The 11,881-nt window shown below is 35.1% G+C and carries 10 protein-coding genes; all 10 read left to right on the top strand.

Features of this window, described 5'->3' with window-relative positions; translation table 11 throughout:
- Positions 1–10 precede the first annotated feature (10 nt).
- The 10 genes from HMPREF0381_RS13150 (at position 11) to HMPREF0381_RS13105 (ending at position 11,862) form a co-directional block, all read left to right on the top strand.
- The gene (locus tag HMPREF0381_RS13150; protein ID WP_008752500.1) at positions 11–883 is read left to right on the top strand and encodes a carbohydrate ABC transporter permease; all 873 of its coding nucleotides are present in this window, start codon (positions 11–13) and stop codon (positions 881–883) included.
- 4 nt (positions 884–887) lie between these two features.
- Positions 888–1,688, top strand: a complete 801-nt coding sequence (locus HMPREF0381_RS13145) for a carbohydrate ABC transporter permease (RefSeq protein ID WP_008752499.1) — start codon at positions 888–890, stop codon at positions 1,686–1,688.
- Between the two features lie 3 nt (positions 1,689–1,691).
- Positions 1,692–3,491, top strand: coding sequence for a glycoside hydrolase family 43 protein (locus HMPREF0381_RS13140; RefSeq protein ID WP_008752498.1), 1,800 nt, complete (start codon positions 1,692–1,694; stop codon positions 3,489–3,491).
- Between the two features lie 76 nt (positions 3,492–3,567).
- Complete coding sequence (locus HMPREF0381_RS13135; protein WP_008752497.1) at positions 3,568–4,893, top strand: ABC transporter substrate-binding protein; 1,326 nt, start codon at positions 3,568–3,570, stop codon at positions 4,891–4,893.
- A 413-nt stretch (positions 4,894–5,306) separates the two neighbouring features.
- A complete protein-coding gene (locus tag HMPREF0381_RS13130) occupies positions 5,307–6,008 on the top strand; it encodes a GntR family transcriptional regulator (RefSeq protein ID WP_008752496.1) in 702 nt (233 codons plus the stop codon).
- Positions 6,009–6,289: 281 nt separating this feature from the next.
- A complete protein-coding gene (locus HMPREF0381_RS13125; protein ID WP_008752495.1) occupies positions 6,290–7,060 on the top strand; it encodes an acyl-CoA dehydratase activase in 771 nt (256 codons plus the stop codon).
- 34 nt (positions 7,061–7,094) lie between these two features.
- Positions 7,095–8,324 (top strand): 2-hydroxyacyl-CoA dehydratase subunit D, encoded by a 1,230-nt coding sequence (locus tag HMPREF0381_RS13120; RefSeq protein ID WP_008752494.1) that lies wholly within the window; start codon positions 7,095–7,097, stop codon positions 8,322–8,324.
- An 11-nt stretch (positions 8,325–8,335) separates the two neighbouring features.
- Entirely contained in the window at positions 8,336–9,442 is a 1,107-nt protein-coding gene (locus tag HMPREF0381_RS13115; RefSeq protein ID WP_008752493.1) for a 2-hydroxyacyl-CoA dehydratase subunit D, read from the top strand.
- Between the two features lie 12 nt (positions 9,443–9,454).
- Positions 9,455–10,606: a YkvI family membrane protein gene (locus tag HMPREF0381_RS13110; RefSeq protein WP_008752492.1), complete on the top strand. Its 1,152-nt coding sequence runs from the start codon at positions 9,455–9,457 to the stop codon at positions 10,604–10,606.
- 23 nt (positions 10,607–10,629) lie between these two features.
- A complete protein-coding gene (locus HMPREF0381_RS13105; RefSeq protein WP_008752491.1) occupies positions 10,630–11,862 on the top strand; it encodes a CaiB/BaiF CoA transferase family protein in 1,233 nt (410 codons plus the stop codon).
- Positions 11,863–11,881 lie beyond the last annotated feature (19 nt).

Raw genomic sequence — 11,881 nt, 5'->3', positions numbered from 1 at the left:
GAGGTGAGAAATGAAGAAAAGGGGTAAAAGTGATAGAATCGCATATTTATATATTTTTCCATTGATGATTTTGTCTTTTGCAATAGTGTATTATTGTATAATTGATACAGTATTTGTAAGCTTTACTGACTGGGACGGTATGTCTGCTGAATTTAATATTGTAGGGGCAAGTAATTATGTAAAGATGCTTAAAGATCCTGTTTTTTGGGGATCCGTATGCAATAACCTTATATTTTTTGTAGGAACAGTTTTTGTCCAAGCGTTTATCGGCTTTATTCTTGCAGTTTTTCTGAAGACTAAGTTACCCGGAACAGGAATTTTTAAAGCTGTATATTTTATGCCCATTGCTATGGCAACATCTATAATAACATCTATATTCAAAATTCTGATGGATCCTACAAATGGAGTGTTGAACCAATTTCTTAGAAGTGTTCATCTGGATATGTTTGCGTGTAACTGGCTGGGGGATCCGAAGGTGGCATTATTTTCAGTGATACTTGTGAATATATTTCAGTGGATGGGATTTTCTATGATGACATATTATGCAGGCCTTATGGGATTGCCGGATGATGTATATGAAGCGGCAAGGATAGATGGTGCAGGATTTTTTAAAACTGTTTTTCACATTACATTTCCTATGCTTAGGGGTACTACAAATGTATTGGTTATTCTGGGAATTGTAGGTTCGCTAAAGACATTTGATATAGTAAAACTTCTTACCGGAGGAGGTCCGGGCAGATCAACCACTGTAATGAATACTTATCTTTATGAAAAGGCATTTAATGACTTTAATGCAGGTGGAGCTGCGTCAATAGGTGTGTCAATTTTGATTTTGGCTGTAGTTATGTCGTTCATTCAGATAAGACTTGGTGAAAAGGAGTAACTATATGAAGCACAAGTATTTATATAAAATATTTATATATGCAGTTTTGATCGTGTGTGCAGTTATATGGATTTTGCCACTTGGTGTTGCACTTATAAAATCATTTCAGGTAGAGGGTGTTAAGAACTATATATATGTTTTAAATTATGAAAAGATTAGTTATGTCAGAGTTATTTTTAACAGTCTGTTCATAGGTATTGTTACATCTATTACAGTAACAATAATTACATCATTAGCTGCATTTGCATTTTCAAAGATGAAATTTGCAGGTAATAGAGTTATTTTTAATAGTATTTTGGCGTGCTTGGCAGTTCCGGTGGCCTCTGTAACAAGTCCACTTTTCTCATTAATTAAAAACTTTAATTTGTTGGATAATCATTTTGGTGTTATCTTGCCGCTTGTTGCATTTAATGCACCTATGATGCTTTTAATGATTAAAAATTATTTTGATACGATACCTGATGAACTTCTTGAGAGTGCAAGAATGGACGGAGCGGGTAGATTTATGATTTGGTGTATCTTTATGATGCCTCTTAGTGTTCCTATTATTGCGAATGTATTGGTATTGACTTTCATTTATTCGTGGAACGATTATTTGATGCCGTTACTTGTAATGAGATCACCTGATAATTATCCTGTAACTTTAGCAGCACAGTTTTTTATGTCAAGTACATACCAGAGTCCTGTTGATGTAGCAAGAATTTATGCTGTTATGGTGCTTTTGGCATTGCCTTCAGTTTTGGTATATTTGATAAGTCAAAGATTTTTAGTATCGGGCGTAATGTCAGGTTCTGTGAAAGGATAAAATATGAGTGAAAGTCAGTTTTGTAATCCGGTTAAATTTAAAGATGGTAAAAGGCATACAAATCCTGATCCTTTTGTACTTAGGTGGTGCGGGAAATATTATTGTTATTCAACAGATGCAAAAGGAGTGAATTTAAGTATATCAAGTGACTTGGTAAATTGGGAGTATCTGGGGCTTTGCATTTCTGAAAAGGGATATAAAGATTACTGGGCACCTGCAGTTATATATATTAATGGTAATTTCTATATGTATTACTCAAATATAAGGACTGATGAGGTAGAAGGACATAATATTTGGCTTAAGGTCGCTGTGGCAGATAATCCTAAGGGACCATTCATTTGGAAGAAGACATTTTTTGATGAGTTTTCAATTGATGCACATCCTGTCATTTGGAACAGTCAGTTGTATATGTTTTATTCTGTGAACAATATTATAGGGACTGATGAAAAAAAAGCCGGAACAATTATAGTTATGGATAAGATGCTATCCCCATTAGAGTTTGCAGGTGAAAGAAAAGTTGTTTTACTGCCAAGCATTGAGCAGGAGATATTTCAAAAGAACAGATTTAACGACGGACGTGATTGGTATACTTTAGAGGGGGCGGCGACGGTGGTACATGGAGATAAGTGCTTTTTGACATATTCAGCCAATGCATATTTGAATGTGGATTACTTTGTCGGATGTGCAGTTGCAAAAGTAAAAGAAAGTTTATTGGATATGACTTGGAAAAAGTCACCGTCTGATTATGAATGGAAACCGGTTTTGAGAAAAAATGATGTGGTGGAAGGCACCGGACACAATGTAATTGTGAAGGCACCGAATATGGTGGATGACTGGATTGTCTATCATGGAAGAAGAGCCGATGAAGAGTTGGTTGTCACTAAGGAACAAAGAGAAATGAGGGTTGACAGGGTACTTTTTAGCGGTGATAAGATGATTTGTTTTGGACCGACACAGCATGATGTTGAAGTTCCTAAAAAAGCATGGATACAGGTAGAAAACATAAAGATAATTTCTCAAGTTTTTCTTGGAATAAATGAGAAATGCTTAAAGGCTGAAGTATGGCTCTCGGCAAAAAAACAACATATCGGATGTAGATATGATTTGTACTTGGCATATATTGATGAGAGAAATTATGTAAAGATGGAGCTTCATAGTGGAAAAAGAAATCTATGTATTTATGAATGTATTGAAGGAATTGAAAGATTAATAGATACTATAAACTTATTAAAGGACTTTATATATTCAGTGCCGCATTTGTTTGCGATATATAAGACTTATCAAAACTATAGGATATTGATTGATGATTGTATTAAGGTCAAGTTTTCAGTGTCTGAGTGCTTTAATAGAGGCTTTAGGGTAGGGATAAAACCATATTTTACTGAAGTTATGCTCCACAGTTTGTCAATTGTAAAAACTGTAAAATTAGAAGGTAACAATTTAGCTTTTTTAAGAGAATATTATGATGTGGATAAGACTTTTATCGGGGAAGAAGGTATTAAGTCAAATGAAGATATTTTCATATTGACAGACAAAGTGAAAAATACGGATTTTGCTGAAGAAATTATTTTCCATTCAGAACCTAAGGTCAGTGAGTTAATTGTTGCATATAATGAAGATAGGAGAATATCTGTTAAACCGGATAGAGAGGATTTTTCAATTTATAGAATAAGATGCGGTAATGTGGATAAACTTATAGTCGACGGAGAAGTTTATGAAGATATAAATGTTCAAAGTGATTTTGTATATAAGTTATACTTGCAACATCTAAGTGTAAAGGGTTACATATACACTGAAAGTTAATTAATTATATATATTATAAAGATATTTGTACGAAAATAAATGCCAAAAGGCATATGTGTTTTATGAGGAGGGTTAAATGAAAAAGACATTAAAGAGGTTTGTTGCAATTGCAGTGTCTGCAACTATGTTGTTTGGAATGACAGGATGTGCTGCAAAGAGTCAGGAGAAAGATAGCAAAGACACATCTGATGGAAAGGTGAAACTTACATTTTGGTCTTGGCTTCCTACAAATGATCAGTCAGATGAGATGATTAAAGAGTTTGAGAAAGAGAATCCTGACATTGAAATCGAGTATACAAGAACCGAGCAGGATGATTTCTTTGAAAAGCTGCAGGTGGCAATGGCTTCAGGCACCGGTCCTGATCTTTTCGGAATGACAACAGGACCGATGATGGAGCAGTACTCAAAGTTTTCTATGGATATGGGATCTGCGGCAGATCAGTATTGGAGCGGTTGGAAGGATAAAATAAATACAAATGCTGTATCTCAGAGTACATCTAAAAGCGGCACATTGGTAGGAATGCCGATGCTTATTGCAGGAATGACAACCTTGATGTATAACAAAACTTTAATGGATGAATGTGGAATTGAAAAAGTTCCGATAAACTATGCTGAACTAAAGGATGCGGCAGATAAGGCAAAGGCTAAGGGGTATGTATGTGTCGCAGCAGGAGCTTCTGATGATTGGATTAATACAGACTGGTTTGTTCAGACTTCAAATGAATTTGAAAAAGGGGCTGTATATGAGGCTGAAAAGGGGGATAGAAAATGGACGGATAAGTGCTTTGTGGACACTATGAACGCATGGAAAAAGATGTTTGATGATGGCATTTTTGAAGATGGAGCCTTAGGAATTGCTACATATCCTGATGCAAGAGATCAATATTTCTTTGCAAGAAAATCAGTATTTTTTATGACAGGTTCTTGGCACTTGGGACCGACATCTACATCAAATACCGAGATTGTAGGAACTGAAATTGGAAATAAAAAGGATGTCATAGGTATGGAGCCATTCCCATCAGTGTCTGACAGCGTAGAAAGACTTGGAACATCAGGTGTTGATTTGATGGTATGTATTAATAAAGATTGTAAGAATGTAGAAGCGGCAATGAAGTTTATAGAGTATTTGTCTGACGGTTGGGGTCAGCAGTATTGGGTGAACTATTTACAGGGTTCTCCTGTATCAAATGAAATAAAGTATAAGGGTACCATTGATGGAGAACTGCAACAACAGTCAATTGACGATGTAAACAAGTATGTTGCAGATGCGGCAGGCAGTAGAAAGCTGTCAAACAGTGAGGTAGAAAAGGCGATTCATGTTGCAATGCAAAATGTAGCAGCCGGTGCAGATCCAAATAAGGAGCTTGAAACTGTGCAACAGATTTATGATAGCAGTAAATAAAAGTGGGATATTTATATAAAAAAGATAAAAATTTAAAGACTGTATAGCAATATTGGGATTGGAGTTACCGATCCCAATATTGCTTATATCTATGATGAGAACCATACTGTGCTGTTTTTATTTTAATGCTATCAAATAATTATTTTTAGGTATATCTGTTCTCAGACGGTATTTTATAATTGTTATATTAGTGAGATCGTATTTGATTTTACCAGACATACATAGATGCTTAAATTACTGTTAGCAATTGTATATAAATTTGATATTGACTTTTATATTGTAAATATCTAAAATTTTGTTAGGTTATTTATACTGTTATTTTTGCAAAAAGTATTTGATTAGAATCGGATACTTGGAACTTTGCTATTATTAAAGAATAAAAAGGTTAAAGTACAATTTAGTAGTAATGTATCATGAAAGGTAAGATAATGCTGGATAGTAATAAAACATATAGTGCTGAAGAAGTTTATAAAAGTATATTGAGAAGGATTATAAAGCTTGAATTGGAACCGGGACAGCTTATCAGCGAGAATCAAATGAGTATAGATTATGGTGTATCTAGGTCGGTAATTAGAAACGCATTTGCAAAGCTGGCTCAGCTTAAATTTATTGAAGTTAGGCCTCAAAGAGGCACATATGTAACGCAAATGGATTTAAACTACATATCAGATCTTTTAATGTTGAGGACAGCAGTTGAAAAAGAGGTTATATATGAGATGTTTACAAAGCTAGACGATTCAGCTAGAGTTGAGTTGGTAAAAAAATTGGATAAAAATATAAAAGAAGAAGAGAAATATATTAATGAAAAAAATTATTCTCATAATTTTGCAATCTTAGACAGTGAATTTCATAAGACTATGATAGATAGTGTAAATAGATACGCATTAGTGGTAATATTGGGTGATATTATGTTGCACATATCAAGATGGAGAAATTTTGATGTAGAATTTGCTGATAGGGTACATGAACTGATTGAGGAACATAAGAATATTGCTGATGGAATAAGAAATAATGATTTGTCAAGAACACAAGAATGTATGGCAATCCATTTAGAGACAATTACAGATATATATGAGAGTGCAATAAAACAGTATCCTAAGTATTTTAAGAAGTAAGGATAAATAATATTTTAATATAAAAATATTTGTGGCTTTCATTTATATAATTAATTAACAAATTATCCTGTAGATAATTAGAAGTTAGATATAAAAACAATAGAAAGAAAATACAAAAGCAGAAAAATATATAAAAAAATTCGATGAAGTTTGGTGAAAATACATATTTACAAATGCAAGTAGAATTGATAATATTCTAACATAGATGTTAGTTATATTATTAACATATTTATTTTTACAGTAACTTGTATACTAGTAGACAAGATATAAAGGAGAGAATTATGTACACATTGGGTGTTGATATAGGCTCAACTACATCCAAAGCGGTAATATTGGAGGATGGAGAAAATATAGTTGCATCTTCAATTGTTATAGCAACTGTAGGAACGGCAGGAGTAGAAGAGGCTGTAAAAAATGTACTAAACTTTTCAAAACTCGAACTAAATGACATTAAAGCAGTGGTTGCTACAGGATATGGAAGAATGAATTATGATGTAGCAGATTACAAGGTTAGTGAATTGACATGTCATGCATTAGGTGTACATAAGGAGTTCCCGAATGTCAGAACTGTAATTGATATCGGAGGTCAGGATGCCAAGGTAATATCTCTTGCGGCAAACGGTAAGATGACAAATTTTGTTATGAATGATAAATGTGCGGCAGGGACAGGTAGATTTCTTGATGTAATGGCTAATATATTAAATCTTGATATACAGGATTTGGAGGTGGAAGCCTTAAAATCAGATAATCCGGCAAATATATCAAGTACTTGTACAGTTTTTGCGGAATCGGAAGTCATATCACAGCTTGCTACAGGAAGAAATATTCCTGATTTGGTTGCAGGGATATGCAAATCTGTTGCAGTAAGGGTTGCCGCCCTGGCTAAACGAGTAGGTATAGTTGAAGAAGTGTGTATGAGCGGCGGAGTGGCAAAAAACTCGGGTGTGAGGAATGCTATGAGTAAAGAGCTTGGTGTAGATATAGTGTTTAGTAAGGATGCTCAACTTATGGGAGCACTTGGAGCCGCAATATACGGTTTTAAAAAGTTATAAATAAAAAATATTATAAAAAAGTAGGAGGAAAATAGTGGAAGAAGCTAAAAAACAAAAGCCTACAGTTGATCCAAACAGCGCAAAGGCTAGATTGGGCAGGATAGCAGCAAAAGCATATAGTGACTGTGTTGAGGCTAAAAAGCGAGGAGAATTGGTAGGATGGTGTGCAAGTAATTTTCCGGTGGAGATACCTGAGACCTTGGGATTGTACGTATGTTACCCTGAGAATCAGGCGGCAGGTATTGCTGCCAGAGGCGGTGGAGAACGAATGTGCAGTGAGAGTGAAGGTGACGGATACTCTAATGATATATGCGCATATGCAAGAATTTCGCTTGCATATATGAAGCTGAAGGAAGCTCCTGAACAGGATATGCCACAGCCTGACTTTGTTCTATGTTGTAATAATATATGCAACTGCATGATTAAGTGGTATGAAAATATAGCAAAAGAACTTAATATTCCTATGATTATGATTGATATACCTTTTAATCCTGATTATGAAGTTTCAGATGCTATGACAGCATATATCAGAAATCAGTTTTGGGATGCAATACATCAATTGGAGGAAATTACAGGCAAAAAATGGAGTAATGAAAGATATGAAGAGGTAAGGAAAATATCAGGAAGAAGCTCCAGAGCATGGCTTGAGGCTACAGCGACTGCCAAATATTCACCATCTCCGTTTAACGGATTTGATTTATTAAATCATATGGCGGTTATGGTTACTGCCAGAGGAAAACTTGAAGCTGCAGAAGCAATGGAAACACTTTTGCAGGAGTACAAGGATAATCATGAGAAGGGAGAGTCTACGTTCAAGGGAGAAGAAAAATATAGAATAATGTTTGAGGGTATAGCATGCTGGCCATGGCTTCGTGCTACTGCTACAGGACTTAAGAGTCGTGGAATCAATATGGTTACAACTATATATGCGGATGCTTTCGGATTTATCTATGATGACTTTGACGGAATGTGCAGAGCATATGCCAATGTTCCTAATTGTATGAATATAGAGCATGCAAGAGATAAGAGAATAAAACTTTGTAAGGACAATAGTGTTGAAGGGCTTCTCGTTCACACAAACAGGTCTTGTAAACTTTGGTCAGGATTTATGTCTGAAATGAGCAGGCAAATAGGTGAAGAATGTGGTATTCCGGTTGTAAGCTTTGATGGAGACCAAGCAGATCCAAGAAATTTCTCAGAGGCTCAATATGATACGAGAGTTCAGGGATTGACAGAGATAATGGAAGCAAATAAGGAAATTTAAAGGGGGAGACTATGTGGCATTGTTTAGAAACTTTAAAAAAGATTAGTGCGTCTCCAAAGGAACAGCTTAATAAATACCTTGAAGAAGGAAAAAAAGTTATTGCTGTTGCACCGGTTTATACACCTGAGGAGATTATCCATGCTTTTGGATTTGTACCTATGGGGGTATGGGGCGCAGATATTGAAATTAATGAGTCAAAAAAATATTATCCTGCATTTATTTGCTCAATAATGCAGACAGTATTGGAGCTGGGAATAAAGGGAAATTATAACGGAGTTAGTGCTATAGTGGTTCCTTCGCTATGTGACTCATTAAAAACTTTGGGACAAAATTGGAAATATGCGGTAAAGGACATTCCTTTTATACCAATGACCTATCCACAAAATAGAAAATCTGATTATGCTGTTGATTTCACATTGGAGATGTATAAGAGAGTGATCAGTGATTTGGAAAATATTACCGGAGAAAAGTTTGATGAAGGTAAACTCAAAAACACTTATGAAATTTATAATGAGCATAATAGGGTTATGAGAGAATTTACAAAAGTTTCGGAAGAGTATGAAGTTTCGGCAACAGATAGAAGTGCAGTATTTAAAAGTGCTTGGTTTATGCTTAAGGAGGAACATACAGAACTTGTTAGGGAATTGATCGAACTTATAAAAAAAGAGGGTAAAATATCTAAGAAGCTAAGAATTTATACAACAGGAATATTGGCGGATGCACCGGATTTACTCAATATTTTTGACAGCAATAATATGCAAATCGTAGGTGATGATATTGCTTATGAATCCAGACAGTATAGAACAGATATACCCGATGGAAATGGTTTATATGCTCTTGCAAAGAAGTTTTCAAATATGGACAACTGTACTCTTTTATATGATAAGGATAAGAGAAGGGTTGACTTTATTATTGAAGAAGCAAAGAAAAAAAGAGCTGACGGAATAGTAGTTCTTATGACCAAGTTTTGCGATCCTGAAGAATTTGACTATGTGCCTATAAAGAGGGCGGCAAATGAAGCAGGTATTCCACATATCAATATAGAAGTGGATAGACAAATGAAAAATTATCAACAGGCAAATACTATGTTACAAACATTTGCAGACATGTTGGTTTAGGGGGTAATTGTCATGATTAATAAGGATAAGATGCCGGTAGTAATAGGCGTAGCGTTCGTATGGTTTACAACTCAATTCGGTGGAGGATTCGCCTCAGGAAATCAGTTGAGGGCATTTTTTGTGAATTTTGGTATATGGGCCTTTTTGACCTGTATTTTAACACAGGCAATTGGAGCATTTTATCAATGGTATGCACTAAAGTATGCCAGAAAACATGAACTATATAATTATGCAAGCTTTAATAAGAGCTTTTACAGATTCAATGATAAATTCGGAAAAAAAGCGGGGGATGTTTTATCAGTTGTTTTCAGTTCATTGTATGAATTAGTTTATTTAGTGACAATTTGTGTAGCACCTGCGGCAGCTTTTGCAACCGGTGTAGCAACAATGGAAAAATCATTCGGTATAAACCATTGGATTGGAACTGTCTTTACAGGATTATTTATATTTATTGTTGCAGTTTATGGTACCAATGTGGTAAGAAAGGTTGCATCAACATTATCTGTACTTATAGTAGCAGGTTTATTCCTTGTTTATATTCCAAATATTTTTTTACAGTGGGGAGATATTGTATCAAATATTTCAGCAGAGATTGCTAATCCTGCACCTGTAGGCCCGGCTCTTATAAAGGGTATAGTGTACGCAGCTTTCCAGTTGGGAGCAATAGGTTTGCTTGTACAGCATGCTAAACCGTTTGATTCTCATCACTTGGCAAAAACATCTATGATATATGGATTTTTTGTAAACGGTTTTATATGCTTATTGGCAGTTCTCGGGCTTACAGCTATTATAAATGAGCCTGATTTCGCAAAGGAATCCATTCCTCTGATTATACTTGTAAACAGAGGTTTTGCACCTGAAGTCTTAAGACCAATGATTTCAATACTTATTGTGTTGGGTTCAGTATCTACTGCTGTAAATATGATTGCAGGAATGAGTAATAGAATATGTTCATCTATGGATAAGAGCTTTGATCCTAATAATAAGCCGGGTGTAAATGTTATTGTTGTTACATTAGTATGCACATTACTTGCTTTCTTCATTGCACAACTTGGTCTTAATAAGATTGTTGCAGTAGGATATAAATATTTAGGCTATCTTACAATACCTGTAATTATGATACCTTATCTTATACATATGGCTATTACAAAATTTGATAAATAATAATTTGAAGAGGGAGAAGAGATATGAGTAAACCTTTAGAGGGCGTAAAAGTAGTTGAATTGGCAACATTTATTGCAGCTTCCACATCAGGAAGATTTATGGCTGATTTGGGCGCAGATGTTATAAAGATAGAAACAGCAAAAGGTGATCCTTTAAGATATACTGCACCAAGTGAGGGAAGACCGCTTGATATGTATGAGAATACTACTTGGGATCTTGAAAATGGAAACAAAAGATGCATTTCGCTTGATATGAGAAATCCGGAAGGAAAGGAAGCTTTCTTTAAACTTCTTGATACCGCTGATGTACTTATAACCAATTGGAGAGTACAGGCACTTGAGAGAGCAGGACTTGATTATGAAACACTTAAGAAGAAATATCCAAAGCTTGTATATGCCATTTGTACAGGATATGGAGAGTTCGGACCTGATAAGGATCTCCCTGGATTTGACTTCACTGCATTTTTTGCAAGAGGCGGCTACCTTGATTCTTTAAGACAAAAGGGAAGTATCCCTATGAATGTTGTTCCGGGGCTTGGAGATCATAATGTAGGAATGAATCTTGTTGCGGGAATTCTTGCAGCATTGTATCAGGCAAAGGTAAGGGGAGTAGGTGAAAAGGTTGAGACATCATTGTTTGAAAGTGCAATATTCAATTTCGGAATGATGATTCAGGCTTCCAATTATGAGGGAATTGCACAAAACTATCCTATAGATGTAAGAGAAAGTGCAAATCCGTTTAATGCTGCGTGGAGAACAAAAGACGATAGATTTATTCAGACTTGTATGCCGGATTATAATACATATTATAAAAAGTTTATGGCTGCAATAGGTAGAGAAGATATAGTGGAAAATGATAAATATTTCCCTGTTCAGAATCTACAGGCCAATAAACTTGGTACAGAAGTATATGATATTGTAATGGATGCAATTAATAAGAAAGATTTAGAGTATTGGAGAAGCGTATTTACAGAAGCTGATATTCCTTTCGCATTAGCACAAAATTGGATGGAAATAAGAAATGATAAGCAGGCTGAGGCAAATAACTGTTTCTATGATATGAAATATGAGAATGGAAGCACAAGAAGATTGGTGAGACTTCCTGTAAAGTTTACTGAGATGGGAGTACCGGATTATAAAAGAGGTCCGTTTATAGGTGAGAACGGAAGAGAGGTACTTAAAGAAATCGGCTATAGTGATGCAGAAGTGGATAAGCTCATAGAAAGTAATGCTTTGTTTATCTGGGAGAAAAAATAATATAGCAAAAAAGGACTTT

Origin of the sequence: Lachnoanaerobaculum saburreum DSM 3986 (assembly GCF_000185385.1) — a bacterium.
Lineage (GTDB): Bacteria > Bacillota > Clostridia > Lachnospirales > Lachnospiraceae > Lachnoanaerobaculum > Lachnoanaerobaculum saburreum.
The sequence above is the reverse complement of the archived record's forward strand: the minus strand, read 5'-3'. Positions and strand labels throughout refer to the sequence as shown.

Coding starts and splice junctions, on each gene's coding strand:
- HMPREF0381_RS13150 (WP_008752500.1), top strand. CDS start 11: ATGAAGAAAAGGGGTAAAAGTGATAGAATCGCATATTTATATATTTTT.
- HMPREF0381_RS13145 (WP_008752499.1), top strand. CDS start 888: ATGAAGCACAAGTATTTATATAAAATATTTATATATGCAGTTTTGATC.
- HMPREF0381_RS13140 (WP_008752498.1), top strand. CDS start 1,692: ATGAGTGAAAGTCAGTTTTGTAATCCGGTTAAATTTAAAGATGGTAAA.
- HMPREF0381_RS13135 (WP_008752497.1), top strand. CDS start 3,568: ATGAAAAAGACATTAAAGAGGTTTGTTGCAATTGCAGTGTCTGCAACT.
- HMPREF0381_RS13130 (WP_008752496.1), top strand. CDS start 5,307: ATGAAAGGTAAGATAATGCTGGATAGTAATAAAACATATAGTGCTGAA.
- HMPREF0381_RS13125 (WP_008752495.1), top strand. CDS start 6,290: ATGTACACATTGGGTGTTGATATAGGCTCAACTACATCCAAAGCGGTA.
- HMPREF0381_RS13115 (WP_008752493.1), top strand. CDS start 8,336: ATGTGGCATTGTTTAGAAACTTTAAAAAAGATTAGTGCGTCTCCAAAG.
- HMPREF0381_RS13110 (WP_008752492.1), top strand. CDS start 9,455: ATGATTAATAAGGATAAGATGCCGGTAGTAATAGGCGTAGCGTTCGTA.
- HMPREF0381_RS13105 (WP_008752491.1), top strand. CDS start 10,630: ATGAGTAAACCTTTAGAGGGCGTAAAAGTAGTTGAATTGGCAACATTT.